This window comes from Streptomyces pseudoechinosporeus (assembly GCF_054783935.1).
On the sequence record NZ_BAAGPS010000008.1, the window covers coordinates 1 to 26943 of the forward strand.

23 protein-coding genes are annotated in these 26943 nt (G+C 70.1%); 9 read left to right on the forward strand and 14 right to left on the reverse strand.

Annotated features, from left to right (window positions below):
* Nucleotides 1-431: 431 nt before the first annotated feature.
* Nucleotides 432-1190, reverse strand: a complete 759-nt coding sequence (locus tag ACYVO6_RS11100) for a GOLPH3/VPS74 family protein (protein WP_461059903.1) — start codon at nt 1188-1190, stop codon at nt 432-434.
* A gap of 582 nt (nt 1191-1772) precedes the next feature.
* Between ACYVO6_RS11100 and ACYVO6_RS11105 the strand changes: the two genes are divergently transcribed.
* Together ACYVO6_RS11105 and ACYVO6_RS11110 are read left to right on the forward strand one after the other, a co-directional pair.
* Complete coding sequence (locus ACYVO6_RS11105) at nt 1773-4493, forward strand: D-alanyl-D-alanine carboxypeptidase (protein ID WP_461059905.1); 2721 nt, start codon at nt 1773-1775, stop codon at nt 4491-4493.
* Between the two features lie 280 nt (nt 4494-4773).
* On the forward strand, nt 4774-6711 hold the full coding sequence (locus ACYVO6_RS11110) for an MFS transporter (protein WP_461059907.1): 1938 nt from the start codon (nt 4774-4776) through the stop codon (nt 6709-6711).
* 25 nt (nt 6712-6736) lie between these two features.
* Here ACYVO6_RS11110 and ACYVO6_RS11115 read toward each other — a convergent pair whose 3' ends face one another.
* Nucleotides 6737-7246: a glutathione peroxidase gene (locus ACYVO6_RS11115; protein ID WP_461059909.1), complete on the reverse strand. Its 510-nt coding sequence runs from the start codon at nt 7244-7246 to the stop codon at nt 6737-6739.
* 36 nt (nt 7247-7282) lie between these two features.
* Here ACYVO6_RS11115 and ACYVO6_RS11120 point away from each other — a divergent pair, with 36 nt between their 5' ends.
* Entirely contained in the window at nt 7283-8194 is a 912-nt protein-coding gene (locus ACYVO6_RS11120; RefSeq protein ID WP_461059911.1) for an SMP-30/gluconolactonase/LRE family protein, read from the forward strand.
* Between the two features lie 64 nt (nt 8195-8258).
* Here ACYVO6_RS11120 and ACYVO6_RS11125 read toward each other — a convergent pair whose 3' ends face one another.
* A complete protein-coding gene (locus ACYVO6_RS11125) occupies nt 8259-9176 on the reverse strand; it encodes a phosphotransferase family protein (protein ID WP_461059913.1) in 918 nt (305 codons plus the stop codon).
* Between the two features lie 610 nt (nt 9177-9786).
* Here ACYVO6_RS11125 and ACYVO6_RS11130 point away from each other — a divergent pair.
* Nucleotides 9787-11319 carry an MFS transporter gene (locus ACYVO6_RS11130; RefSeq protein ID WP_461059915.1) on the forward strand — a complete coding sequence of 511 codons (1533 nt, stop codon included), beginning with the start codon at nt 9787-9789 and terminating at the stop codon, nt 11317-11319.
* A 141-nt stretch (nt 11320-11460) separates the two neighbouring features.
* Nucleotides 11461-11850, forward strand: a complete 390-nt coding sequence (locus tag ACYVO6_RS11135) for a winged helix-turn-helix transcriptional regulator (RefSeq protein ID WP_461059917.1) — start codon at nt 11461-11463, stop codon at nt 11848-11850.
* A gap of 126 nt (nt 11851-11976) precedes the next feature.
* On the opposite strand, the gene ACYVO6_RS11140 is transcribed toward ACYVO6_RS11135, so the two are convergent.
* Nucleotides 11977-12294 carry a winged helix-turn-helix transcriptional regulator gene (locus tag ACYVO6_RS11140; protein ID WP_461059919.1) on the reverse strand — a complete coding sequence of 106 codons (318 nt, stop codon included), beginning with the start codon at nt 12292-12294 and terminating at the stop codon, nt 11977-11979.
* A gap of 190 nt (nt 12295-12484) precedes the next feature.
* Here ACYVO6_RS11140 and ACYVO6_RS11145 point away from each other — a divergent pair, with 190 nt between their 5' ends.
* The gene (locus tag ACYVO6_RS11145; protein WP_461059921.1) at nt 12485-12778 is read left to right on the forward strand and encodes a DUF1330 domain-containing protein; all 294 of its coding nucleotides are present in this window, start codon (nt 12485-12487) and stop codon (nt 12776-12778) included.
* A 3-nt stretch (nt 12779-12781) separates the two neighbouring features.
* Here ACYVO6_RS11145 and ACYVO6_RS11150 read toward each other — a convergent pair whose 3' ends face one another.
* Nucleotides 12782-13783 (reverse strand): ArsR/SmtB family transcription factor, encoded by a 1002-nt coding sequence (locus ACYVO6_RS11150; RefSeq protein ID WP_461059923.1) that lies wholly within the window; start codon nt 13781-13783, stop codon nt 12782-12784.
* Nucleotides 13784-13867: 84 nt separating this feature from the next.
* On the opposite strand from ACYVO6_RS11150, the gene ACYVO6_RS11155 reads away from it, so the two are divergent.
* Nucleotides 13868-15103 carry an MFS transporter gene (locus tag ACYVO6_RS11155; RefSeq protein WP_461059925.1) on the forward strand — a complete coding sequence of 412 codons (1236 nt, stop codon included), beginning with the start codon at nt 13868-13870 and terminating at the stop codon, nt 15101-15103.
* Nucleotides 15060-16985, forward strand: a complete 1926-nt coding sequence (locus ACYVO6_RS11160; RefSeq protein WP_461059927.1) for an IS200/IS605 family accessory protein TnpB-related protein — start codon at nt 15060-15062, stop codon at nt 16983-16985. The genes ACYVO6_RS11155 and ACYVO6_RS11160 overlap by 44 nt, the downstream gene beginning before the upstream one ends.
* Here ACYVO6_RS11160 and ACYVO6_RS11165 read toward each other — a convergent pair.
* Both ACYVO6_RS11165 and ACYVO6_RS11170 read right to left on the reverse strand, forming a co-directional pair.
* Nucleotides 16982-17056, reverse strand: a complete 75-nt coding sequence (locus tag ACYVO6_RS11165) for a DUF397 domain-containing protein (RefSeq protein ID WP_352377992.1) — start codon at nt 17054-17056, stop codon at nt 16982-16984. The genes ACYVO6_RS11160 and ACYVO6_RS11165 overlap by 4 nt on opposite strands.
* A 25-nt stretch (nt 17057-17081) precedes the next feature.
* Nucleotides 17082-17447 carry a PH domain-containing protein gene (locus tag ACYVO6_RS11170; protein ID WP_033325663.1) on the reverse strand — a complete coding sequence of 122 codons (366 nt, stop codon included), beginning with the start codon at nt 17445-17447 and terminating at the stop codon, nt 17082-17084.
* 232 nt (nt 17448-17679) lie between these two features.
* Between ACYVO6_RS11170 and ACYVO6_RS11175 the strand changes: the two genes are divergently transcribed.
* Nucleotides 17680-19503, forward strand: a complete 1824-nt coding sequence (locus ACYVO6_RS11175) for a hypothetical protein (protein WP_461059929.1) — start codon at nt 17680-17682, stop codon at nt 19501-19503.
* A gap of 29 nt (nt 19504-19532) precedes the next feature.
* On the opposite strand, the gene ACYVO6_RS11180 is transcribed toward ACYVO6_RS11175, so the two are convergent.
* Genes ACYVO6_RS11180 through ACYVO6_RS11210 form a run of 7 tightly spaced genes read right to left on the reverse strand, consistent with a single transcriptional unit; the run spans nt 19533 to nt 26796 of the window.
* On the reverse strand, nt 19533-19940 hold the full coding sequence (locus ACYVO6_RS11180; RefSeq protein WP_461059931.1) for a DUF1257 domain-containing protein: 408 nt from the start codon (nt 19938-19940) through the stop codon (nt 19533-19535).
* 54 nt (nt 19941-19994) lie between these two features.
* The gene (locus tag ACYVO6_RS11185; RefSeq protein ID WP_461059933.1) at nt 19995-21569 is read right to left on the reverse strand and encodes an AAA family ATPase; all 1575 of its coding nucleotides are present in this window, start codon (nt 21567-21569) and stop codon (nt 19995-19997) included.
* 17 nt (nt 21570-21586) lie between these two features.
* Complete coding sequence (locus tag ACYVO6_RS11190) at nt 21587-22270, reverse strand: 4Fe-4S single cluster domain-containing protein (protein WP_461059935.1); 684 nt, start codon at nt 22268-22270, stop codon at nt 21587-21589.
* Nucleotides 22267-22479, reverse strand: coding sequence for a DUF2997 domain-containing protein (locus tag ACYVO6_RS11195; protein WP_461059937.1), 213 nt, complete (start codon nt 22477-22479; stop codon nt 22267-22269). The genes ACYVO6_RS11190 and ACYVO6_RS11195 overlap by 4 nt, the downstream gene beginning before the upstream one ends.
* Before the next feature lie 11 nt (nt 22480-22490).
* The gene (locus ACYVO6_RS11200; protein ID WP_461059939.1) at nt 22491-24134 is read right to left on the reverse strand and encodes an Hsp70 family protein; all 1644 of its coding nucleotides are present in this window, start codon (nt 24132-24134) and stop codon (nt 22491-22493) included.
* On the reverse strand, nt 24134-24787 hold the full coding sequence (locus ACYVO6_RS11205; protein ID WP_461059941.1) for a hypothetical protein: 654 nt from the start codon (nt 24785-24787) through the stop codon (nt 24134-24136). The genes ACYVO6_RS11200 and ACYVO6_RS11205 overlap by 1 nt, the downstream gene beginning before the upstream one ends.
* The gene (locus ACYVO6_RS11210) at nt 24784-26796 is read right to left on the reverse strand and encodes a WD40 repeat domain-containing protein (RefSeq protein WP_461059943.1); all 2013 of its coding nucleotides are present in this window, start codon (nt 26794-26796) and stop codon (nt 24784-24786) included. The genes ACYVO6_RS11205 and ACYVO6_RS11210 overlap by 4 nt, the downstream gene beginning before the upstream one ends.
* Between the last annotated feature and the right edge of the window lie 147 nt (nt 26797-26943).

Consider the following 26943-nt stretch of genomic DNA (forward strand, 5'->3'; position numbering starts at 1 on the left):
ATGACCATCCTCATGCGGCGCAGACTCGCCCGCGCCCACGCGCGCACAGCCCCGAAATGATCAGTTCGCGGACAGGCACTAAGCGCTCCGCTGGAAGTCCGGTGCGTCACCTGCGGGTCCGTTGTGGCTGGTGGTGTCCGGGCGGCAGAGCCGCATATGTCACAGCCCCGCGCCCCTTTGGAGCGCTGCCCAGCCGTACCGGACTTCGCCGGACCCGCTTCGCGGCAGTCGGTACATGGGCGGACATACGGCCGCGCGGGGCGGCGGGCCGTGTCGTCGTCCGGACGTACGGCCTGCCGCCCCGCGCGGCTCAGCGGCTCCCGAACCGGGTCTTGGGGACTTGCGGTGCGGCGCTGACGGTGTGCTGTGCGCGTGGTGCTCTGTAGTGCCCTGCAGTTGTTGTGTAGTGCCTTGTGCCGTGGAACAGCGGTTCAGTGGGCCACGGCGCGCGCCATGGATCCGCGGCGCGGTTGCATCGGAACACCCCGAGCGGGTTCCGGTGCGGGCCTGGCTCCGGCGGTGGCCTGACGGCCGGCCGTTGGTGCCGGGCTGCGGCGAGGCTGGGCAGCCACACCGTTCTGGACGTCCATCACGGCGTGCGCCACGAGTCCGCCCATGGGGTCATGCCTGATCAGATCCCGGAGGCGGGAGCGCGAGGAGCGCCCTTCGTTCCCCGGGTAGAGGTGCTTGCCCAGGCCGACGGCGTGCGCCAGCGCGGCCAGTGCGGCGGTCCGCGGGTCCGGCGGTACGCCGGTGCGGATCGCACTGTCCAGCCGGGCCTTGATCTCCCGGCTGATCTCCGTGTCGGTCGCCTGATAGCGAGTCGTCGGGAGCACCCCGCACATCTGTCCCGCGACGGCATGGACCATGCCGCAGCGCTCCAGATGCGATAGGTACGTCTGGCGCAGCCCCAGTCGGGGCCCGCCGATCCAGTGGACGGCACGCACAGGAGCGCCACGCCTTCGCAGCAACTCCAACGCGCAGTCCAAAGTCGGATCTCCGGTCGGCCGTGGTACTACCACGGCGATACGATCCCCGTCTGGGGCTATCCGTCCGGCCAGCGCCAGCTCCACTAGCTGTGCTCCGGCCAGACCAAGGTCGAGCGACTGCGGCTGTGCGGTGGTACCCGTGGTCGGGTCCAGCGCCAGCAGCAGAAGCTCCTCCGGAATCGTTCTGCGGCTCCTGCCCATCCATGCCTCCCCGCGTGGATGAATGACAGGGTGACCCCTCTCACAATGGTCTGTCGAGAGCGCGTGACCGGAATGTAGTGGAACCAGTAGGTATGTCGTTCTCGTCTACCGCAGGTGTTAAGCCCGCACACAGGACACTGGTACACGGTTCGGACAGCGATTCCGGATGTCTGTTGGCGGCTCTTCAAGGGTTCATGGTTCGGTTGGGCGCACGGTGAGTGGCGCATGGAGGAGGCATCGGTGGCGGGCGAGTCCCCCGACAGGTCGAAGCAGCACGAGTCGTCGGCAGAACCGACGTCGGGGAGCACGGCTCCGGTTCCGGGTCCTGCCTCTGGCTCCGGGGGTGGGTCCGACGCGCGTCCCGCGCAGGTTGCGGATCCGCGGCTCGCGGTGGCCCGCGAGGCGGTGGCGGCGGTCCCGCCGCGCGAGCGACGGCGGGAGCGGGGGAGGGTGGACACGGCTACGGCGGTGTTCTCCACGCGCGGGGTCGCGGACGTGTCGGCTTCGGACGTGTCGGCTTCGGGCGCCTCGGGTACGGACGCTTCAGGTTCGGTTGCGTCGGATACGGCAGGGGCGGAGGGCTTGACTGCTGAGGGTTCCCCCGGGCGGGAGGGCTCTGCGGCTGCTTCGGAAGCGGAGGACGCCGCGGAGTCCGGTGCGAACGGCTCCCAGTCGTCCCAGGCGGGTGACACCCGGCTGCGGGACGCTGTGGCGGCTTGGGTCGCGGGGGCGGATGCCGGGGCTGAGGGTGCGGGCTCGGATTCGGATTCGGGCTCGGGTGACCGTGAGTCGCGGGCCGGGGCGGAGAGTGACGGCGGCATCGAGGGTGACGGCGACGCGGCGCCTTCGGCCGACGACGGTACGGCTCCGGAGGCGGCGGCCGACACCGAGGAGGCGCGTACGGACTCCGAGGCAGGTTCGGACTCCGAGCCGGAGGATGCGGTCGCGATGGAGGGCACCTCCGGCACTGTGGAGGCGAAGGACGACCGGTCGGCGGGCGACGCCGAGGCCGAGGCCGCGGAGGAGGCCGAGCGGTCGGAGGCGAAGCCGGAGGACGGCGCCGACGCGCGGTCGGACGCCGAGCCCTCGGGCGAGGACACCCCGGCGGGTAGCCGTGGCTCTGGTGCGGACGAGGCGGAGGCGGACGCCGCCTCCGGCGCCGACGGAGATGCCTCCGGCGAGGATGTGTCCACTGACGCGGAGGGCGACGACCCTGCGGGCGGCTCCGGTGCCGAGCCCTCGGCCGAAGGCGCCGTGGCCGGTGGCCGTAGCGACGACGTGGACGAGCCGAAGGCGGACGCGCCCCCCGGCGGCGAAGCCGCCTCGGCCGCCGCCCCGGGCACTGGCGCGGAGTCTGGCTCCAGCGTCGCTGTGGATGGTGCCACCGCTGACGCGGAGGACGACCGCCCCGCGGGCGGCCCCGACGCCGAGCCCTCGGCCGAAGAGGCCCCGGCCCCTGGCCGTACCGCCGAGGCGGACGAGCCGAAGGCGGACGCCACCCCCGGCGGCGAAGCCGCTCTCGCCTCCGGTGCCGACGCGAAGTCCGAATCCGAGAGCGGCCGGGACGGCGACGCGGAGTCCGGCTCCGCGAGCGGCCCGGACCCCGACGCGAAGCGTGACCCCCGTGTCAGCAGCGGAAACGTCCCGGCTGCCGACCGGGACGACGATGGCGAGCCCGAGCCCAGCTCAAGTGCTGGTGAGGACGAGCCGAAGCGTCCCGTCGATCAGCCCACCGCCACCTTCAAGGTGCGGGCGCCCGCTGTTGATCAGCCCACCACCACGCTCAAGGTGGGCGATGCCAAGCCGGACGAGAAGCCCGCCGGCCCCGAGCCCGACGACAAGCAGGACGAGAAGCCCACCTCCGAGCGTGACTCCGAGCGCACCAGCAAGTTCGTGGCGCTCAAGCCGCTCGACGAACCGGCTCCTCCCAAGGAGAAGCCGGCCCTTCCGCCCGCCGCCGAGAAGACCGCCGCCATTCCGCAGGTCGGGCCGGAGCGGACCGCGCAGCAACCCCTGCCGCCCAAGCCGCCGCTCGACCTGCTGGCGGAGCTGACGAACACGCCGCCGCCTCCGGAGACCCCGGTGCGGACGATCGTGCGGCGGGTCAAGATCTGGACGCCGTTGGCCGTTCTGCTGGCCGTGGTGTTCGCGGTCGTGCAGGCGGTACGCCCCTTGCCGGCGCCCGCCCTCGCGCTGACGGCCGACGAGACGTACACCTTCGAGGGCGACAAGGTCACCCTGCCGTGGCCCGCCGAGGGCCAGGGCTGGATGGACGTCAACGGCATCGGCACGGTCGACAACTTCGGCGAGCAGCAGCCCGTGGCGATCGGCTCGGTCGCCAAGGCCATGGTCGCGTACGTGATCCTCAAGGACCACCCGCTGAAGCCCGGCGAGGAGGGCAAGAACATCCCCGTCGACGCGAAGGCCGAGACGGAGGGCGGTTACGACAAGGACGGCGAGTCCACGCTCAACACCATCAAGGAGGGCGACACCCTCACCCAGCGGCAGGCCCTGGCCGCCATCATGATTCCGTCCGCGAACAATGTGGCGCGCCTGCTGGCCCGTTGGGACGCCGGTTCCGAGGCCGCGTTCGTCAAGAAGATGAACGACGCCGCCAAGGACCTCGGGATGAAGAACACGAAGTACACCGACCCCTCCGGCCTGAAGGAGACGACCGTCTCCAGCGCCGAGGACCAGGTGAAGCTCGGCAACGAGCTGGTTCAGATGAAGGCGCTGACGGACATCACCAAGCTGCCCACCTGGAAGGACCCCTCGGGCAAGGAGTGGCAGAACTACAACCGCCTCGTCCCGTACGACAACGCCATCGGCATCAAGACCGGCTCCACCACCAAGGCCGGCGGCAACCTGCTGTTCGCCGCCACCGAGGACGTGGACGGCGAGATCGTCACCGTCGTCGGCGCGATCCTCGGCCAGCACCAGCCGCCGATCATCGACACGGTCAACGCGGTCAGCAAGACCGCGATGGTCGCCGCCCAGGACGCGCTGACCTCGTCGACGATCCTGAAGAAGGGCGATGTCGTCGGGTACGTGGACGACGGGTTCGGCGGCCGTACGCGGGTCGTCGCCACGCAGGACGTCTCCGCTGTGGGCTGGGCCGGCAAGACCGTCGAGCTGACCTTGAGCGACGACGGTACGGAGATTCCGCACGAGGCGAAGGCGGGAACCAAGGTCGGTTCGCTGAGCGTCGGTGACGGCACGGGCGATGCCGTCGAGGTCCCGGTCGCCCTTCAGTCGGACCTCACCGAACCTGGCTACGGCTCCAAGCTCACCCGCGTGAGCTGACGGCCGGACGGACAGCAGGACGGTCACCCGGGCCGGACAGTCACCGCGCCCCACAGGTGAGTTCACGGCACGTACGTCCCAGTGACACAGCGCGACGTACGTGCCGTGAACCGGCCGTAAACCTGCCGTAGACATCGCAAACAGGCCGGACCCCGCAGACCGCGTCCCGCCCGGGCGACCCGCGGCGGGGTGCGTGCTAGCGTCGCAAGGATCGGGGCAGCTCGACGGCCGCGGAGCCCGGCCGAGAGCGGAACAATGGGACACGGGGAGTGCCTTTCACGTGGCGACAGCGGAGCCGACGCACGCCGAAGACGCCGAGCCGAGCCGAGGAGGAGCCGGCCCGCGAATACGCGAGCGTGCGGGAACGGCCGACGGCCGCGACGAGATCCACGACGGCACCCGCGGAGACACCCACGACGACAGCCGTGAAGCGCGTCAAGGCCGCGAGTCCGATGTACCCCCCACGCCCCCCACCTCCTTCGCCCGCTTCCTCCGGCATCCGGTCACCCTCGCCACCGCCCTCGCCGGTGTGCTGCACGTCGTCTGGTTCTTCACGTTCGCCAACAGCGGTGGCGATCTCGCGGCGCAGGACGCCTGGGCGGAGTTCGTCGGACGGCACCCGGACTCGGCGTACAACCTCGCCTGGTACGGGGGCATGCACCCCGTCTCGTACAGCGTCGTGTCCCCGTATCTGATGTCGGTGCTCGGGGTGCGGCCGACGATGATGATCGCGGGGACGGTCTCCGCGGGGCTGCTCACGCTGATCCTCATGCGCAGCAGGGCCGTACGGGAGCTGCGGTGGCCCGCGTTGATGGGGGTGTTCGCGCTCTTCTGCAACGCCGTGTCCGGCCGTGTGACCTTCGGTCTCGGCATGGTCTTCGCGCTGGGCGCGACCGCCGTCGTCTTCTGCTGGCCGCACCGCTGGCGCTACAAGCGCTGGGCCAAGGCCCTGTGCGCCGCCCCGCTCGCCGCGATCGCGACCGCCGCGTCGCCCGTGGCGGGGCTCTTCGTGGGGCTGGTCGCCGTGGCGCTGTTCCTGCAGAAGCGGCGCCCGGGAGCGTACGCGCTGGGGCTCGCGCCCGCCGCCGTCGTGGGCGTGTCGGCGTGGCTTTTCCCGTTCTCCGGTACGCAGCCGATGATGTTCGGGTCGGTCGTCCTGCCCTTCCTGTTCTCGGTCTTCGTCGTCTTCCTCGTGCCCAGGGAGTGGAAGACGGTCCGGATCACGGCCGGGGTGTACGGGCTCTCCGTGGTCCTCGTCTGGTTGATCAGCTCGCAGATCGGCTCCAACATCACGCGGCTTGCGATGCTGTTCGCGGGTGTCGTGCTGCTGGCGGCGCTGCCGTTCACGGTGCCGCGCTCGCGCAGGTGGTACGCGCTGGTCGTCGCCTCCGCGGGGTTCGTCGCGTGGGTCGGCTTCAAGGCGGTGGACGACACCGTCAACGCGACGCCTGCCGCGTCCTGGGCGCGTGAGCTCGCCCCCATCGTCGACCAGCTTCAGGTGGTGGACGCCGAGAAGGGCCGCGTGGAGGTCGTACCGGCCCGCTCGCACCGTGAGGCGTCCGCGCTCGCGCCGTATGTGAACCTCGCCCGCGGCTGGAACCGGCAGGCCGACATGGAGCGCAACCCGCTCTTCTACGACGACACCCTGAACTCCGCCAACTACCATGAGTGGCTCCAGCGCTGGGCCGTCCACTACGTCGTCCTGCCCAAGGACGAGCCCGACGGGGACGGCGGCGAGCGCGAACGCGAGCTCGTGCAGCGCGGCCAGCCCTATCTGAAGCAGGTCTGGGGCGACGCCAACTGGCAGCTCTTCAAGGTCACCGATCCCACCCCGCTCGCCGACCCGCCCGCCACCGTCGAGCGCGCCGGCCAGGACGAGATGACGATCAACGTGAAGCAGGCGGGCCGGGTCCTGATCCGCGTCCCGTACTCACCGTGGCTCGGCCTCGTCGACGCCGAGGGCAAGAGCGTCGAGCCGCCCCAGGAGACGGAGGAATCCAAACGGCTGCGGGAGGTCGACGACGAGGCCCCGAAGACGTTCGAGAACGTCGCCGGCTGCCTGATGGAGGCGGAGGAGGACGCGAAGGGCGACGAGTGGACGGAGCTGCTGGCTCCGCGGCCTGGTACGTATCGCCTGGCGGCGCGGTACCAGTTGCCTCGGGGCACGGGGTGCCCCGAGGAGATGCGGGAGGCGGTCAGGCCGGGCGCCACCGAGTGACGCCCGGTGTCACTTCACCTACGGATCAGGCGACAGCCTTCTCCACCGCGGAGATGAGCTCGGCGGACTCCGGCTCCGTCTGCGGTGAGAAGCGGGCGAGGACCGTGCCGTCGCGGCCGAGGAGGAACTTCTCGAAGTTCCAGCGGATGTCGCCGCTGTGGCCCTCGGCGTCCTCGGTCGGTACGAGGCGCTCGTACAGCGCGTGGCGTCCGTCCCCGTTCACCTCGACCTTCTCGGTCATCGGGAAGGTCACGCCGTACGTCGCGGAGCAGAACTCCGCGATCTCCTCGGACGTACCGGGCTCCTGGCCCATGAACTGGTTGCAGGGCACCCCGAGCACGGTGAAGCCCTGGGCGGCGTACCGCTCGTGCAGCCGCTCGAGGCCCGCGTACTGCGGGGTGAGGCCGCACTTGGAGGCCACGTTCACGATGAGTACGGCTTTGCCCTTGTACTGCCCGAGGTCGGCGGAGCCGCCTTGCAGGGCGTTGATGTCGATGTCGTACACGGATACGGAAGACGCGTCAGAAGAAGCCATGCCCGGATGCTAACCGGGATCGGTAAGGTCCCCGACGTGACCACGGTGAATGGGATCTACGAGACACTCGACGACCGTTTCCGCACCGGACGCTGCACGTTCGGGGACTCGCGTCTGGAACGCCTGTACGACGACTGCCGCTGGGCGGAGGGCCCGCTGTACGTCCCCGCCTGGCGCCAGCTGATCTGGAGCGACATCCCCAACGACCGCCTCCTGCGCTGGGACGAGACGACGGGGACAGTGGGGGTCTTCCGGCTTCCGGCGGGGCACAGCAACGGCAACACCCTTGACCGGGAAGGCCGGTTGATCACCTGCGAGCAGGGCAACCGGCGGGTGACGCGCACGGAGCACGACGGCCGGGTGACCGTTCTCGCCTCTCACTACGAGGGCCGGCGCCTCAACAGCCCCAACGACGCCGTCGTACGCTCCGACGGCTCGATCTACTTCTCCGACCCGGACTTCGGCATCCTCACCGACTACGAGGGCCACCGGGCGGAGTCCGAGATCGGCGCGTGCAACGTGTACCGGCTGGACCCGGTGACGGGGGAGGTCCGCCTCGTCGCGGACGGCTTCGAGGGCCCGAACGGCGTGATCTTCTCGCCCGACGAACGGCGCTTGTACGTCTCCGACTCCCGGGCCGCCCGCATCCACGTCCACGAGGTACGCGACGACGGCACCCTGTCGCCCGGCGAGGTCTTCGCCGAGGGCAAGGACGGCGTCCACTTCGACAACATCCGCTTCGACGACGAGGGCCGCCTGTGGGCAGCCGCCCTCGACGACGGCGTGCACTGCTACGACCCCGACGGCACCCTCATCGGCCGCCTGCTGATCCCCGAGACGGTGTCCAACATCGCGTTCGGCGGCCCGAAGAACAACCGCATGTTCATCACGGCCACGACGTCGCTGTACTCGCTGGTGATGTCGGTGACGGGCGCGCCGCGCCTTTGACGGGACGCCGAAGCCGAGCGGGCTCGCGGAGAGCTTGGGCCCGCGGGCGGTGTCGAGGGCTGGATCACGGCGGGGCGAGGCGGTGGCGGAGGCCGGCTGTGAGCTGAGCGACCGCGTGGGTATAGAGACCGGTCTGCAGGTCCTCGGGAGTGTTGCGGCGGGTGCGGAAGTGCAGGGAGGAGAAGAACCGCTCGTACACCTCCCACGCGTCGCGGCGCGTCTCGAGGCTGTCCAGCGTCTCGTCGCAGGTGTCGGGGGCGTACCGCAGATAGCTCTCCAGCAACCGGCGGATCCTCGTACGGTCCAGCGGCAGGTACCACGGCGGAGCCGGTACGTAGCCACCGATGTACGCCAGGTCCTGTGCCGGGTCTCCGATTTCGACCCATTCCCAGTCCACGTAACGTGGCGTGCCGGCGTCGTCGACCATGATGTTGGGAACCACCAGGTCACCGTGGATGAGGGTGAACCGCTCCAGGCGCCGGAAGGCGGGTTCCGCCGCCGCCACGAAGGCTTCCACGCTGGGGAGCAGCCGGCTGACCTCCGGGTCGTCGACGACCTGCGGGAATGTCTCGCTCCACCAGGCGAGGCTGGTGGTGAACAGGTGAGTCAGTGACAGCTGCGTGGCTTGTTCCTCAGCTGGTGCGCCGACGTCACCGCACCGGTCGAAGGCCCTGGCGTGGAGCCTGCTCATCTGGCGGGCGTGGGAGGCCAGAAGGCCGTCGTTCCACTCTGCGGGCTGGAACACCCGGCCGGAAACGTACCCGCACACCATGTAGGGAGACCCCAGAGGGTTGTCGCGTGCCTGTTCCAGCAGCACAGCCGAGGGGCCGATGCCGTCGGGAAGGAGGGGGAGAGCGACGAACTCCTTGCTCATCGGCCTGGGCAGGTCCTCGGGAGCCCGGCGTGTGACCCGGACGACCAGAGGAGGACTTCCGTCGACGTCGAGGCGCCAGGCCGTATAGCTCTCTCCCTGTCCCAGCAACCGAACCCTGGTATTCCGTGGTGAAGGTGCTGATGTCCGCTCGGGCAGGCCCAAGCGCCCGGGCTCAGTCTGCGCCAGGTGCTCGATTCGAGCGGCCATGTCGTACGCGGACCGCTCGCAGCTCACTGCGTCGGCTTCCTCGTCGACCTCGGTTCCTCTCCCCCAGCCCGTCCGGTGCGCTCGGACACCACGCCAGCGTAGGACTCAAGGCTACTGAGGACCGGGGATCAGAAACAGCCCTACGACCGCTTTCTCATCGGCGACCTGGGCCAACTGTCCTGTGCGGTCTCCTGGTTCCGCTGAGTGCCGACTGCCCGCTATCCGGATTCGGAGTTCCTGGACAGTATTCAGTGCCCATAGAAAAGGTCTCTCTGTCAAGTGCGACCTTTACCACACTTTCTACGGTCCGATTCAGGACGTCGGCCGGTGCTAGGGTTTTTCTTGTGGTTCAAGGGTGCCATCTGCCCGCTATATGAACGCGCGGGACTATTCCTCTTCTGCAACGAAAGCATGAAGTTCGCTGCCTTATCGGGTGTCCCTTTCCAGTGTGGTCCCGGCCGTTTTCCGGCTGTGCTGCTCCACCGACAAGTCTCTTCTGGAGTCTTTTTTCATGCCCACCGAAAGCGCGGCCGTGGCCGCCGAGGCCCCGGCCGATACGCCCCCTACACGGCCAGGCCGGAGCCGGCACCTCGGGCTGGCCCTACTCGTCATCGCCGCAGCGCAGTTGATGGTGGTACTGGACGCCACCATCACCAACATCGCGCTGCCCGCCATCCAGACCGACCTGAACGTCAGTGACGCGAACCTCGCCTGGATCGTCAACTCCTACGCCCTGGCCTTCGGCGGGCTGCTGCTACTCGGCGGACGGGCCGGCGACCTGTTCGGGCGGCGGCGCATGTTCCAGGCCGGTATCGCCGTCTTCACCCTGGCCTCCCTGCTGGGCGGTCTGGCCCCCGGCGAGAGTCTGCTCATCGGCGCCCGAATCCTGCAGGGCGTCGGTGCCGCACTCGCCGCGCCCAGCGCCCTGGCACTGATCACCACGACGTTCCCGCAGGGCAAGCGGCGTAACACCGCGATGGGGGTGTACGCGGCCATGGGCGGCGTCGGCGCCACCGTCGGCCTGCTGCTGGGCGGCACCCTCACCGACCTGCTGGACTGGCGCTGGGTGTTCTTCGTCAACATCCCCATCGGCCTGGCCGTGCTCGCCGGCACCAGGACCCTCGTCGAGGCGGAACGCCACCCCGGCCGCCTGGACATTCCAGGCGCCATCTCCGGCACCGGCGGACTGCTCGCCCTGGTCTACGGCATCACCCGGGGCGGCGAACACGGCTGGACCGACACCCTGACCCTGGCCTCCTTCACCGGGGCCGCCGCGCTGCTCGCCGCCTTCCTGCTGCTTCAGGCCCGCGCGGCGGACCCGATGATGCCGCTGCGTCTGCTGAAGGACCGTAACCGCTCCGGCAGTTACGCCACGATGCTGTTCATCGGCGCGGGCATGTTCGCCACGTTCTACTTCTTGACGCTGTACATGCAGCTCATCCTTGGCTACAGCCCGGTGAAGACCGGCTTCGCCTACCTTCCGTTCAGCTTCGGCATGGCCGCCGCCGCGGGCATCAGTTCCAAGCTGGCCACGCACGTCGCGCCCCGCATGATCGCCGGTCCCGGACTGCTGGTCGGAGCCGTCGGCATGTTCTGGTTCGCCACCCTGGAACCGGACTCCTCGTACGCCGCGCACCTGATGCCCGCGATGTTCGTCACCGCGCTCGGCCTGGGCATGAGCTTCGTACCGATGACCCTCGGCGCGGTCAGCGGCGTCGCCCACCACGACACCGGCATCGCGTCGGCCCTGCTGAACACCGCCCAGCAGATCGGCGGCGCCCTCGGCCTCGCCGTACTCTCAACGGTCTCCACGTCGGCCGCCAACGACAAGCTCCCGGACGCGGCCACCGCCCTCTACCGAGGGCTCGCCGTCAAGGACTTCGGCCTGGTGGCAAAGGCCGGTGAGGCCCTGACCCACGGCTACACCATGGCCTTCGCCGCCGCCGGAACCATGTTCCTCGCGGGCCTCGCCATCACAGTCCTGGCCATCAACGCCGGACGGCAGCACGCGGAAGACGGCGCCCCGGCCGTCCACATGGGCTGAACACGATCCGGAGACCGCGCGCGGTGCACAGGCCATCCCCTCCCAGGCCCCGACGGGACCTGCCGGCCTGCGCACCGCGCGCACCCCTGGACACGAACCGCCCGCCGACCGGCCGTACCCCGCAAGGAAGTTGTGCACACCATGACGGATGACGCGCTCTCCGCAGCCGAGCGCAACGTGATCGACTCCCTCTCCCGCGCCTGCTCCACCCTCGGTGCGACAGGCAGCGGCCCGCTGCTGTCCGCCCTGGCGAAAGGAGCCACCGAGTTCCGGGAACTGCGACGCAGAGTGCCCGGCGTCAGCGAACGCGGCCTCGCCGACCGTCTACAGGAACTGACCGGATCAGGCCTGATCACCAAAACGGAGTGCGCGGATCCGCCCACCGTCCGCTACGCCCTCACCAGGAACGGCCGGGCTGCGCTCATTCCCCTCGCCGCACTCGCGTACTGGGGACAAGAACACCTCCCCCGGGGAACCTCACGGGCAACGGTTCCACCGAAAGCGCGACCTGGGGTGATCGTCGATCAGTAGCACGCGTGTATGAGGGCTTACTCGCCCAGCCCTCCCCCTGTACGGCTTCATGGCCCGCGATCGGATGCATCGTCGGACCACCCCTGACCGGCGGCATCCCGAACTGCCTGTCCGGCAGGAGCGCATCTACCCCGCAGAGGGCTCGGGGTTGTCGTAACGCGTGCGGGCGGCGCGGATGTCGGGCTGGTTGGCCTCGGCCCAGGCGTTGAGAGTGGTCAGGGGACCCAGAAGGCTGCGGCCGAGATCGGTGAGCGCGTAGTCGACGCGGGGCGGGATCGTGGCGTGCTGCGTACGGCTGACCAGGCCGTCCCGGGCCAGGTTGCGCAGGGTGAGGGTGAGGACGCGCTGGCTGATGCCCTCGACGGAGCGGTGCAGCTCGTTGAAGCGATAGGAGCGCTGTCCAAGCAGGATCACCACGAGCATGCCCCATTTGTTGCTGATCATCTCGTGGATGTCACGGATTGCGCAGTCGCCATCTGCGGGGACCGGTACAGGCACATTCAGGTGCGTGGCTGACATCAAAGTGCCTTCTTACGAGGGGCTCGACGGCTGTCTATATTCGGGTTGTGCACGAGAACAAATCGTAGCGCGGCCAGAGGTCTTTTTTTCTCCATTCTTGAATGAGGTACTGCGCATGAGCGCATTCATGCTGTTCGAGAGCAAGAAGATAACCGACGCGGAGCGATTGGAGGCGTACACGGCCAAGGCTCCGAAGACCGTCGCCGAGTTCGGTGGAACCTACCGCGTAATCGGCGGGAACCCGGCTGTGATCGAGGGCGACTGGCGCCCCACGTATCTTGTCCTCCTGGAGTTCCCGTCCGTCGAGCAGGCGCGAGCCTGGTACAACTCGCCGGGGTACGAACCGCTGAAGCAGGAACGGCTGGCGAGCGTTGACGCCAACGGCATCATCATCGAGGGCCTGTCCTGAGACTCACGCCAATCGCGGCCGGTGAGGGCGCATTCGAAGCCCCGCTTTGACGAGAACCTCGCCCGCCGGCGTTCTGGAGTAGAGCACCGACCGTCCCGCCCGTCGCCGCTGGACGAGCCCGGCGTCGAGCAGGACCTTCAGGTGGCGGCCGACGGAGCCGAGTCCGTGTCCCGTGACGGCCACCAACTGGCTCGTACTCAAAGGGGAGTCGAGCAGCGCGAGTACGCCCGCCCGCGCGGTTCCGAGCAACCGGTTGAGGCTCTCGGGCGCGGCGGCCGGTTCCGCTCCGGCCAGCGCGCCCGAGCACGGGTAGACGACCGCGTACCGGTGCGGCTCCTCCCAGGAGACCCAGCCGTGCCGCTGGGGCGTGACCGGTACGAAGAAGAGCTCGGCGCCGGAGATCTCGCGCGGCGGATACTCGTGCAGGTTGACCTGGAGCCGGTTCTCGCCCAGCCAGCGCATGCCCGGCCGCATCGCGTCGAGCGCGGCGGCCCAGCCGACCTGGCTCAACTGGACGGTACGGGCGACGACATCGGCTTCGAGTACGCGTCGCCGCCGGGCCCAGTAGGGGCGTACGGCTTCGGCCCAGACGTACTGCAGCAGGTCGGCGGCACGGGCCGGCAGGTCGTCGCGGTCCTGGAGGATGCGCGGCAGCGGGCCGCCGCTCAGGGCGACGGCGAGGTGGGCGCGGGCGGCTTCGGGAGACGCGTCCCGTACGCGCGCGACTTCCGTGTCGAAGTCCTCCGGCTCCCCGGTCGGGGTCGGCGTGAGGAAGTCGGCGATCCACTCCTTGCCGAGACCGGCCCGGACGAGGGCGGCGGTGACGGGGTCGTCGGCCAACCGCCGTCTGTAGTCGGCGAGATGGGCATCGAGCCAGACTCGCTCGCCGGGGTGCGCGGCCGTCCCTGAGTGCAGCGTCTTGAGACCGGCGAAGGTCTCGGCGAGCGGGGACAGCACGAAACGGCTCCCGGCGAGGGTGTCGGCGTTGACCTGCCACCAGCCCATGCCTGCCTGCCGCCTCAGGTCTTTTGGTTTCGCATCCGCGCGAAACATTAACGGCCGGGCCACCGACGCTTCGAGACTCCGCTCATGCGCTCCTACCGATCTCTGTTCCACACACCGGAGTTCACGCCGCTGTTCCTGACTTCCCTCGTCCAGGTGGCCGCGCAGACGATGAGCGGTCTGGCCCTGGGCACCTTGGTGTACGCGGCCACCGACTCGCCCCTGCTCTCGGCGCTGAGCATGTTCGGGCCGTCGCTGGCTCAAGTCCTGGGCGCCGCAACGTTGCTGTCGGCGGCGGACCGGCTGCCGCCCCGCGCGACGATGACGGGCATCGCCCTGGCGTTCGCGGCGGGTACGGCGATCCTGGCGGCGCCCGTACCCCTGTGGGCGATCTTCGCTCTGATCCTGCTGCTGGGCCTGGTGGCCTCGTTGGGCGGGGGAGTCCGCTGGGGTCTGCTGAACGAGGTCCTCCCCAAGGACGGCTACCTGCTTGGCCGTTCGGTCTTCAACATGGCGAACGGACTCACGCAGATCACCGGATACGCGACGGGCGGCGTCCTCGTCACGCTCCTGTCCCCGCGCGGCACCCTGCTCACGGCCGCGGCGCTCTACCTCGCGGCAGCGATCACGGCCAGCCTCGGCCTGACCTGCCGCCCGCCCCGCGCGTCCGGCCGCCCCTCCGTGGCCGAGACCTGGCGTACGAACGCGCGCCTGTGGTCGTACGCACCCCGCCGCAACGTCTACCTGCTCCTCTGGATCCCCAACGGCCTGATCGTCGGCTGCGAGTCGCTGTACGTCCCGTACGCCCCCGACCACGCGGGCCTGCTCTTCGCATGCGCGGCGCTCGGGATGTTCGCCGGGGACGTGACGGTCGGCCGCATCCTTCCGTCCCGGGTGCGGCCCCGGTTCGGCATCCCGCTGCTCCTGCTCCTGGCTGCGCCGTACCTGGTGTTCGCTCTGCGGCCGGGGGTGCCGGTGGCGGCGGTTGTCGTGGCGGTGGCCTCCGTGGGCTTCGGCGCGAGCCTGGTCCAGCAGGAACAGCTGATGGCCCTCACCCCGCCCGAACTCAGCGGTCACGCCCTGGGGTTGCACTCCGCCGGGATGCTCACGATGCAGGGGGTGGCTGCCGGGCTGGCGGGGGCGGTGGCTCAACTGACGTCGGCGGGGGCGGCGATGGTGGTGATGGCTGTCGCCTCGATCGCGGTGACGGTTGCGTTGTCGGTGTCAGCTGTACGGTCGACGCTCCGCGCGCAACCGGGCCAGGCTGCCGCTGCGGCCGATGGCGGACCGGCGGGAACGGAAGTTCTCGGGCCGAACGGGTGACCTTGTGCTGCTGAGGTCGTTAGCCCTGTCGACGGACTCGACGGACTCGACGGACTCGACGGACTCGACGGACTCGACGGACTCGACGGACTCGACGGACTCGACGGACTCGACGGATGGGGGTGGGGTGGTGGCTGCGGGGTCGGTGGTGCGTTCGGTGTCGGGGTTGCGGGTGCTGGCCCCGCCCCGGCTGGCGGAGCATTCCGGGGCGATGGCGATCCGCACCCGGCTGCACCTGTCCGAGCGTGATGAACGGGTACTGGCTGAACTCGGGGATTTTCTCGGCGAGTTGGCCAACCGGGATCTGGCCGAACGCATCTTCCTGGGGGCGGAGCACACGGCGGAGGATTTCGCCCGGCGCAAGCGGGAGCTGACCGCACTGTCATCGTCGCGGTGGGCGGGCACGCTCACCCGGGGCAGCAACGATCAGTGGGCGCTGGCCCGCCGCGCCCAGGCCGCACACCTGGCGGAGCTGGAGCAGGCCATCGCCACGGTGTCCGCGCGCCTGTCGGTCCCGGTCGGCGCCTGCCATGCGAAGAGTCGTGTCGAGGGCTATCCCAGCCAGGCCGTGCGGGCGGCCAAACAGCGCCGCCTGGCCCACCTTCAGGCCGAGGCCGCCCGGGTGCGGGTCCAGTGGGAGCAGGGCCGGGTGCGGGTGGTGCGCGGCGGCCGCAGACTCCTGCACACCCGGCTGCATCTGGAGCAGGCCGGGCTGGACGAGGAGCAGTGGCGGCGCCGGTGGGTCGAGGCGCGCACGAGGATCGAGGCGGACGGGGAGAGCGGCAAACGGCACGGCAACCAGAGCATCCAGATCACCCCGGACGGCGCGATCACGATCAAGCTGCCCCCCGAACTCGCCGACCGCTACGCGCCGTGGTGCGACCGGCATGGCCGCTACACGCTCGATGCGCGGTGCGCGTTCGCCTACCGCGACCACGAGTGGCGGGCCCAGGTAGGCGCCCATCGCGCGGTCGGCTACCGCATCGGCTTCGAGGACGGGCGCTGCTATCTGACCGCCTCCTTCACCCCGGCCCGCCCCGACCTGCCCGACGGCGTGGACGATGCGGCGCTGATGGCCGCCGCCCGGGCGGGCGGGGTGATCGGCATCGACCACAACAGCGATCACCTGGCGGCCTGGCGGCTGGATGCGCACGGCAACCCGACGGGGCGTCCGTACCGGATCGACGTCGACTACACCGGCACCAGCGGCCGCCGGGACGCCCAGATCAGGCACGCCTGCTCGCGGTTGATCCGCCTCGCGAAGGAGTCCGGGGCCACCGCGCTGGTCATCGAGGATCTCGGCTTCGACACCGGCCGCGAGTCCTGCGGCTGGAACGGCCGGTCCGGGAAGGCGTTCCGGCACATGGTGGCGGGGATGCCGGTGGCGAAGTTCGCGGCCCGGCTGGTGGCGATGGCACACCGCGCCCACCTCGCCGTGATCGTGGTGGATCCGGCGTACTCCAGCCGGTGGGGCGCCCAACACTGGAAGCGCGCCACCAGCACCAGGAGGGAGAAGACTTCCGGTCACCAGGCTGCGGCCGTGGTGATCGGCAGGCGCGGCCAGGGGCTGGGCGCGCGGCGCAGGGCAGAGAAGACCGTACCCCGCAAGCAGACGGAAGCCGTCCCAGCCCACCCCGTCAGGGGTGGCAGGCGGTGCGCGACGACGCACTCCGGGACCGGTACGGAAGACCATCGCCCACCCGCGTTCACCATTCAGCCCGACCCCTGCCGCACCCCCACGGCCCGAGCGCGCCTGGAGGATCGTGCACACGATGCACGCCGCCGAAGACCCCACGCGAGGGCCGAGTCCGCCCAACACCGTTCGGAGCGGGCCACTGACGTGCAGACCTGGACGCAGGACTCACTACCACTCAGTGACTAGGAACGGTGGGTGGCTACCTCGACGCAGTCGCTGCCCTCGCTGCCGCTGTAGGTCGACTTGAACCAGTGCAGTGCGCGTCGGCCGTACGGGAGTTGGCTAGCGCGCCACGAACTGCGTGAGGATCGCCTGGACTTCGTAGATGTCGACGCCCTTGGTGAAGGTCTTCTCGATCGGTGCGGGGGTGCCGGAGATCCAGATCTTCAGCTCGGCGTCGAGGTCGAAGTGGCCGGCGGTCTCGACGGAGAAGTGGGTGATGCTGCGGTACGGGACGGAGTGGTACTCCGTCTTCTTGCCGGTGATGCCCTGCTTGTCGATGAGGATGAGGCGGCGGTCGGTGAAGAGGATGGTGTCGCGGATCAGCAGGTATGCGGCGTACACCTGCTCGTCCTGCCCGAGCAGTCGCGCGTAGTCGTGCTGAGCCTTTGCCGGATCGACGGTGTGGGCGTTTCCGAACAGTGCCATGTGAAGTCCCCCATGGAATGGTGAAGTTGGCGGCTCGCTTACCGCCGACTCACTCTTCAGTGTCGCAGGAGGCCGGTGTAAGCGCGGGCCTGCTCGAGTGATCGTGCCGTCACCTTCCGTTCAACTTTTCCTCCGTCGTTCGGGACCCCTCCCCAACCGCCTGCAGGAGCATAGGGAACCTGTAAAGGGGCAAGATGTCCTGGACGTACGGCAGTTGGGGGAGTGAGTCGGTATGAGTGGGTCCGAAGAGCCGTCGGGTGTCGGTGGCACGGGAGAGCCGTCGGGCAGCGGACCGGAGTCCACGCCGCCGCCTTCGTCGCCTCCGCCGTCCGCGCCGCCTCCGCCGGACGTACCTCCGTCGCCGCCCGAGCCTCCGTCGTCCGCGCCGCCCGTGCCCCCGTCGTCGCCCCCACCCCCGCTGCCCGACAGTCCGCCGCCCGTCCCGCCGGCCTCCGAGTGGTTGACCTACACGCTGCCGGAGGACGAGCCCGAGGACGCCGTGCCCCCGGACCCGTGGCGGGCCGCGGCGGCCGGGCTGTTCAACCTCTCCGGGCTCGGGCTCGGGTACGTGCTCCTGCGGCGCTGGCCGCTGGCCGCCCTGTGCTGGATCGCGACCGCCTGTCTGCTGGTGGCCGCGCTGCCCGCCGACCCGGACGGGGTGCCGGGCGGGGCGGTGTGGGCGTACGGCCTGGTTCTGGTGCTGGCCGCGGTCCACGGGGCGTGGCTGGGGCGCCGTACGCGGATGACGTTGCCGGTGCGGCCGATGGTCGCCGCCGGGCTCGGGCTCGTGCTGCTCGCCGTGCCGGCCGGTAGCGCGGTGGGGTACGAGGCGGCGCGGGAAGAGGCGTACCAGCAGATGCTGCTCGACCGGCTGGCCAAGACGGACCGGCTGGTCACGGCCGCCTCGCGGCAGGACGGCTTCGCCGAGGCCGAGGCGGACTACGAGCGGGCGCTGAAGGCCTACGATTCGCTCGGTGACGACCACCCCGGCAGCCGGGCGGCACAGCGCATCCCCGACCGCATCGACCGGTACTACGCCGCCGTCGCCACGCCGTATCGCGAGAAGGAGTACTGCGAGGCCCTGGAACCGCTGCGGTATCTGTGGAAGCTGCCCGACACCGTGGGCAGCAAGCGGCTCGGCTCCCTCGCCGACTGGCCCGTCGAGCCCCTGGCGACCTCGCTCTACGAGTGCGGCATCGCGAACCTCGGCTCCGACGCCGTGACCGAAGCGGAGGCGAACGGCGGTGCACTGACCGAACTCCTGCGTACGTTCCCCGACTCGGCGCAGGCCGCGAAGGTCGAACCGGCTGTCAGCGAGCAGATCACGAACCACTCCAAGGCGCTGAAGGGCAACGACCCCTGCCCGGCCAGCGAGGAGTTGCAGGCCATCAGCCAGACCATGGTCGACCTGCCCGCGGGCAGCCCCGGCGACGGGCTGCGTACGGACGCCGCCAACGCGGTGGAGTCCGGCGCCTACGCCTGCGGGGTCGACGAGTTCGAGGACGACAAGTTCGGCGCGGCGGCCGCCACGCTCAGCGACTTCGCCGACAAGTACAAGGACAACAAGAACGCGAAGCGCGCCTGGCAGATCGCCATCGCCGCGGAGATCGCCGAGGAGCGGCCCGAGGCGGGCAAGAAGCTGCCGCCGTCCCGCAGCCCGGGCGGCGCCAAGATGCCCCTGGAGATCAGCAACGACGCCCCGACCGCGGTCGAGTTCCTCTACACCGGCCCGGTCACCGGTCGCATCACCCTCGCGGCCTGCGACGGCTGCACCGAGTACTCCAGCGAGTCGGAGGCCCGGGACACCGCCTGCAAGAACAGCTCCATCTTCTACCCGACCGACTTTCTCAACCTGCCCGCCGGCGACTACCACACCCTCATCAAGTACGCCGACGAAGACGCGGAGGACGTGACGAACGAGGCCGACGGCATGAGCATCGATCCCGGCTACACGTACACCAACTGCACGTACGTGGTGAGCGGGAGCAGCTACCCGGGATATCCGACCCTGCCGGATCTCCTCGAGCCGATCGAGCCCATCGAGCCGAGGGTCTGACGCACTCGGCCCACCCTTTCAGGGATGGCTCACTGGAACCGCCGCAGCACCATCCTGACCGTCCCGTCCCGCTCCGTCGTCTCCTCGGCCATGCTGAAGCCCTGAGCCTCAAGGGTGCTGGCCGTGAGGTGGTAGGCGTGGCGGGCGGTCACCTTTCCCAGCCAGGTTTCGTCGTGCTTGCGGCGGTCGTACTCGCTGATCACGGCCAGGTAGTGGCCGTCCTCCTGGTGCAGGAAGCCGATGTCGTTGGAGGCCCGGCCGATGTGGGCGCGGCGGACGATGACATGGGCGCGGTCGGCGCGCTGGTCGCCCTGGTAGCCGTACAGCGGCTGGGGGGCGTCGTGGAATTCCACGTCGCCGTAGCCGACGTCCGCGAGCGCGGCGCGCAGGGCTTCCGGGTCGGTGATCTGGGTGGTCATGGTGGTGAAGTGCGACATGGGGGCCTCCGACAAGTGCATATCGACGGTTCAAGAGAAGGGGCTGGCGGCGCTTCAGGGACCCAGCGGTTCGAGCGGGACCACGAACTGCCGTTCCGCCTCGACCGCTTCGTCGAAGGACGCGGACTGGGCGCGGCCCTCCCGCATCCAGGTGCGCAGCGCCCCGATGGTCTCGCGCTGGGACACCGACAGCGGTACCTGGCGGGCGAGCGCGGCGAGGATGTCGTCGGTGGTGAACTCGCGGTTCTGGTGGAAGCCGACGTACATCGCGTCCACGATGGTCTGCTCGATCTCGGCGCCGACGTAGCCCTCGGACCGCGCGGCCAGCGTCGCGATGTCGAAGTCGCTGGGTAGGCGGCGCCGCTTGCGCAGGTGCACGGAGAAGATCTCGGCGCGTTCCTCGGCGGTGGGCAGGTCGAGGAAGAAGATCTCGTCGAAACGGCCCTTGCGGAGCACCTCCGGCGGCAGGCTGGAGACGTCGTTGGCGGTGCCGACGACGAAGCAGGGCGCCGTCTTCTCCTGCATCCAGGTCAGGATCGTGCCGAACACACGGGTGCTGGTGCCCGAGTCGCCGCCGCCGTGTGCGAGGGCCTTCTCCATCTCGTCGATCCACACCACGCACGGCGCCACCGTCTCGGCAAGCCGCAGTGCCCGGCGGGTGCGTTCCTCCGCCTCGCCGACCAGCGAGCCGAAGAGGGCGCCGACGTCGAGCCGCAGCAGCGGCAGCCGCCACAGTCCGCCGATCATCTTGGCGGTCAGGCTCTTGCCGGTGCCCGGGATGCCGATCAGCGCCATGCCCTTGGGCGAGGGCAGGCCGTAGTCCCGGGCCTCCTGGGTGAAGGCGCGCTCCCGCAGCCGCAGCCACTGCTTGAGTACGTCGAGCCCGCCCACGTCGTCCGGGGTTTCGTGCACCGGATAGAACTCCAGCGCCTCGCTCTCCCGGATGACCTCCTTCTTCTCCCGTACGACGGACTCGATGTGCCGGTCGTCCAGCGCGCCGTCGCGGACGATGGACTTGGCGTACGCGCGGCCGGCCTGCGCGGCGGTCATGCCAAGGGCCGCCTGCCCGAGCTTCTCCCGCCCGCCCGGTGTCAGATCGACCTTGATGCCGGGTGTCTTGGTCAACCCGCTGAGTACGCCGTCGAGTTGGCGGCTGTCGGGCAGTGGGAGCTCCAGGACCTCCGTCTCGTTCTTGAGCTCCTCGGGGACCGTGCGGGTCGGCGAGATCACGACGATGGACTTACGGGTGAACTTCAGCCGCTGCGCCGTATTGCGCAGCTTCCGCTTCACCTGGGGGTTGGACCAGCAGTCGTGGAAATCCTTCAGTACGAAGGTGATGTCGCCGTCGGCCTTCTCGATCTGCTGGATCACGGTCAGCGGATCCTTCGCGGCGGGCAGGTTGCCGGGCTTGCCGCTGAGCGCCTCGAATCCGTCCGCCAGGTCCCAGGCGAGGCAGGGGCGCCGTCCGCGTTCGCAGACCTCGGCGATCGCCTGGAGCGCGCGTTCCTCTTCGAGAGTGACGACCACGACGAGTGTGTAGCGGGCCCGCAGGAACAGGTCGAGTTCCGCCTCGAAGGTCAACTGACCGTCCGCGGCGGCACTTTGGCGGCCGTTCTTGTCGAAGCTCATGCGGCCATGGTCGTTCTTCACTCGCGTACCTCGATGTCGAATGGCTGATGTCGATGCCGCTGACCTGGCGGACCAGTGGCTGCCGGGGGAGCGGTGAGCGGGTCGATTCCGGTGAGGGTCAGCCGCCCGTCGGGGTGGATGACCACCTCCGCGTCCGGTACCGCCTCGAGATCGTGCAGCGCGTACCGGTCGCCGAACAGATGCACCGTCTTGTTGGCGGAGCCCCGCAGGCCCCGGGCGATGCGCTGCCCGGGCTCGTACCGCCCGGCAAGCAGCACGTCGACGCTGCCGCACAGGGCGTCCGCGTCCGGCATACGGGTCACCTCCGGCCAGCGGTACCCGGTGAACAGGACGGCGGACAGGGGGGTTTCGGCGCGGATGCGGGCCAGCAGCCGCAGCACCGGCTCGCGTTGCTGAAGCGGTTCGCCGCCGCTGATCGTCACCCCCTCGATACGGTCACCGAGGCTCCGGATGCGCTCGAACAGCTCGTCCACGGGCGTCTCTTCGGCGCCCCGTTCATGGGTCTCGGGGTTGAAGCAGCCGGGGCAGCCGAGCGTGCAGCCCTGCACCCAGACCACGGCCCGGGTGCCGGGGCCGTTGGCGGCGCTGTACGGCTCGAAGCCGTGGAGGCGCAGGCCGCGCTGTGGCAGCCCGTGCTGCGACTGCTCCCGCTGTGGCTGCCCCTGCCGCGGTCGGCTCATGAACCCGGACCGCGCCGCAGTCGCTCGTCGACACGCTCCTGGAGCAACTCCTGGGCCTCGGCGGTCAGTTCGCGTTCCACGATCTGTCCGCCGAGTGCCTTCTCCAGGTCCTCGGTAAGGTCGAGACAGCCCGCCCCGGCGACCCCGCGCACCTCGATCCTGGTGGTGCCGTCGGGTGCGATGAACACCTCGACTTCCTGCAACTCCATGTGCCCTCTCCCTACGTCAGCTTCACCACGGGGTAGTCGCGGTGGGTGACCCGCCCGCTGACCAGATCGTGCGCGGTCAGCAGCAGCCGCTTGTTGGCATCAATACCGAACTCCACGCGAAACCGCGCCTGCCCGGCGGACGCGGGCGGCTTGGCGTGCAGGAACATCGGGCTCTGTTCGTTGATCCAGAACCGGTTGCGGGTGTCGTCGTCCTCGGCCGAGATCTCCCGGACCCGCCAGGCGCCCGAGGGGTCGCACACCAGCTCCGTACCGCCACCGCCGCCACTGGTGGTGCCGTCGTGGCGGCGGCCGGCGAGTTCGTAGATGGCGAGGCCGAGTTCGTGCTGCCCGTCCTGGGTCGCGCGTACCGTCATGGTGTGCACCGGCTCGGTGGTCGGGTAGGCCGTACCGGCCTTCACACAGGTGCGGTACTCGTAGCGCCCGCTCTTCCGGTCGAACCAGCGCACCGCGTAGTCGTGCTGGATGTGGTCGTAGAAGTCCGTGCCCGCCGCGAAGGCCGCCGCGCCGCGCGCCACCGCGTCCAACGGCCGGTCGCTGAGCACCCGTTCACGGCCGAAGATGCGCTCCAGAGTCCTGCGCACGGACGGGATCAGGCTGCTGCCGCCGACCATCAGCACCGCGGACAGGTCGTCCTCGTCGTAGCCGCGGGTGGCCGCCGCCCGCAGCGCGCGGCGTACGACCCGGTCGATACGGGCGTACAGGTCCCGCCGGTCCAGCAGGTCCTCGAACGACACCACGCGCTCACCGGCGGGTTCCGGACCGCTGCGGATCAGCTCGATGCCGAGTACGGCTCCGGTGTCCGGGTTCATGACGCTGATCTCGGCGCGTTCGCGGCCCGGCTCGGACAGCGCCTCCTTGGCCCGCTCGCACTCCACCAGCAGGGCCCGGCTGAGGCGGCGTACGTCCTCGTCGCTGTCATGGCGTTCGCAGCGGGCGAGGAGTTCCTCGTAGATCCACTGGTCGATGGTGGATCCGCCGATGTCATCACCCGCCTTGCCCAGGACCCGGCAGTACCGGCCGGAGCCCGCCCGGTCGTCCTCATCCTGTACGCGTACGACGGCCGCCTGGACCGTGCCGCCGCCGAAGTCGAACATCAGGTACGCGTGGCCGGGCCGGATGTGCGCGCCATAGCCGAGCACGGCCGCCGACGGCTCGTCGATCAGCCGGAAGCGGGGCATGCCCGCCGTCTCGGCCGCCTCGGCGAGCCAGTCCTCGTAGTGCTCGAACGACTCGACCGGGGCGGTCAGGGCGATCTCCTCGCCCTCGGTGCCCGCCTCGACGGTGGCGAAGGCCAGGACCGTGGACAGGAAGTCGCGGCCGGCTTCGTCGTGCGACACCTTGCGTCCGCCCACGGCTATCTTCTGCGGGCTGCGGTTGGAGATGTAGCGCTTCATCCAGCGGAAGGTGCCCGCCGCGTGGTACTTGCCCGCCGACAGCACCTGGTCGCCGAGCAACTGCCGCCCGTCCTCAGCGTAGTGGATCACCGACGGCACCACGGGCACCCGGTGGGAGCCATGGCCGAGCAGCCGCCCGTAGTCGGGAATGCGGACGGTCACGCTCTCGCCGGACACCTCGTCCCAGACGGCCGCGACGGTGTTGCTCGTACCGAAGTCGACACCAAGTCTTCCCGCCATCAGCGGCCCTCCCTCTTGTGCGTCTCGTCCACTGGAAGGTTGTTTTCTGGCTGCGGGTGCGTCGTGGCTGGTCGCGCCCCCGCGGCGGAGCCGTAAGTGTCAGAGCCCCGCGCCCCTGTGGGGCGCGTGTCGCGCCCGGGGATGTCTATACCCGCCTTGCGTACGGTCCGGCCCTCCAGGGTCAGGCCGACGACCCGGATCAGCACGGGCTCGCCGGGCGCGGGCGCCGCCGTCGCGCTCAGTGGCTCGTGGCGGTCCGGGTCGAACGGCTGCGTCTCGCCCGCCTCGCCGATGGTGTCGACGCCCACGTCGCGCAGCAGACGCAGCAGCCGGGTGCCGACCTCGACGACGTCGCCCGTACGCACCTTCGTGCTGTCCGAGCGATGCAGATGCGCCTGCGTCGACAGCTGCACGAGGGGCGAGCCGATCGTCGTGACCAGCTGCTCCAGATCGGCCCGGGTCCGCTGCCGGGCGCCCTCTTCCGCGCCGTCGCGGGCCCGCGCGAGCTCGACCCGCAGCCGCTCCACGGTCCTGTCGCGCTCGGCGACCTCGAGGCGGGCCTGCCTCAACTCCCGCTGGAGGCGCAGGGCTTGCTCCGTACGTCCCGGGAGCAGCCTGCGCAGCACCCGGCGGGCCCTGTCCATGGGGCTCATCGCCTCCCCTTCCCCTTCTGCTTCCGGTTGCGCCCCGGCCGGCCGGAACTCCGGTCGGGACCTTGGGGGGTGTCGTCGGTCAGCTCCACGTCGTGAGGTGCGGCCTGGTCGCCGTACGACGCGTCGAGGAGTTCGACGTCGTGCCGGTGGCGCCACCGTACGAGGGCGGCGACCAGATCGAACCAGACCCGATCCGCTTTGGTGAACTCGCCGGAGATTTTTGCCAGTTGGCGTATCCGGGCGGGGTCCACCTCGGCGAGGGGCGTACGGACCAGAGTGTCGAGCGGCGACAGCTTGCGGGTCCACCAGAGCATGCGGCCATTGCCCGATCCGCTGGCCAGCAGCGAGCCGTCCGGGCTCACGGCCAGGCACTCGACAATGCCCGTGTGGCCCTTCAACTCCCCGGCCGGATCCCCGGAGGGCAGATGCCACAGCCGTACGACCCTGTCCTTGCCGGCACTCGCGAGCAGCTTGCCGTCCGGCGTCACGGCCAGCGCGCGAATCAGGTCGGTGTGCCCGGTGAGAACGCCCGCAGGCTCACCCGACGGCAGATGCCACAGCCGGACCGTGCGGTCGTAACCGCCGCTGGCCAGCAGCGAGCCGTCCGGGGTGATCGCCAGGGAGCCGACATGGTCGGTGTGACCCTCGAGAGCGCGGATCGGCGCGCCGGCGGGCAACTTCCACAGACGCAGATTCCCCTTCTGCCCCCCGCTGATGAGCATGTTCCCGTCCGGCGTCACGGCCAGGCACGGAACCCAGAGCGAGTCTGCGCGCAGGGTGGCGGTCGGGGTCAGCCTGCCCGAGGAAAGGCGCCACAACTGTACGTTCGGGCCGTATCCCCCGCTGGCCAGCAGGTCGCCGTCCGGAGACAGTGCGACAGCCAGAAGATTGCTGCCCAGCACCGCGTTGCGCTTGGCCATGGTGTGCGCGTACTCCCCGGCCGGTCTGCCATAGGGGAGTTTCCAGAGCTTGATCGCCCCGCCCAGGTCTCCCGTGATCAGCAGCTTTCCGTCGGGAGTGGTCGCCATGGTCAGGACGCGCTTCGACTCGGCGTCCGGGGGCGGGCTCCCCGGCATCTTGAACAAGTCCGCCGGCGATCCCGAGGGCTCCTTCAGCGCTTCCCAGAGCTTGCCCGCCGGCGATCCCGAGGGCGCCACCCATAGCTGCGTGTGGCCCCTGCTGCTGCCGCTGATCACCAGTTTTCCGTCGCGGGTCACGGTCATGGACTGGACATCGGCGGCAGCCAAGACGGCCCGCGCCTGCTGCTCGCCGAACGCACTCGTGGCGGGGAGTTCCGCTGCGCAGGCCCGCTGCGACAGCCGCACCAGCTCGGCAAAGCCGGCCCGGTCGCTCTCGCTCGGCTGCCAGTCCGCGTCCCCCACCGCCCGGATGACCGGTGCCGCCCGCGCCACCGGCGCGTCGAGCGCCAGCCGCCACAGCTCCTCCCACCGCCGGGCGCCCGTCAGCGTCTGGACCGCCGCGTCCCACTCGACCTCGGACAGCGGCCCGTTGCGGCGCGCGGCCCCTTCGGCGACGACCCGCACCCATTCCAGCCGCCCTCCGGCCCGCGCCTTCTCGGCCAGCCGGCGGCGCAGCGCCTCCCCGGCCCCGGCATGGACGCCCCGCAACAGGCTTCCGTCGTAGTCGAGTTCGGCGTACCGGTCGAACTCCCCGGCGAGGAACAGCACCAGGGCATGCCGCCCGGGATCCGAGGGCCTGCGGCCCGCCTTCGCGAGCAGTTCGGCGAGCCGGCCGTCACCGGTCGAGACGAGGGCGTCCGCGACGGCGTCGATCGCGTCCGGCTCCGATACGGCCAGCACGGCAGCGCGCGCGATCTCGGCCACGACCGGATCGCCGCCGTGCACGAACACGTCGGCGAGCACGGCCACGGCTTCGGCCGTGCCGAGCACGGCCAACTCCTCCGCGGCCTTCTTCCGCCGCCGCGCCCCGAACCACTTGGACCCATCCCTCATCCCGGCAGCCAGCCGGTCCAGCCGCGGTTCACTCATAAGGCCTCACGTGTCTCGCAGACCAACGTGTCCGGCGAGCATTGTGATCCGACCCGGCCGGGAGGGGTCCCGAAACGGCCGAACCTGCCGCTCGGTCAGGACCGTTGCTTGCGACGGGCCATACATCGGCTCATTCGTCCCGTCACT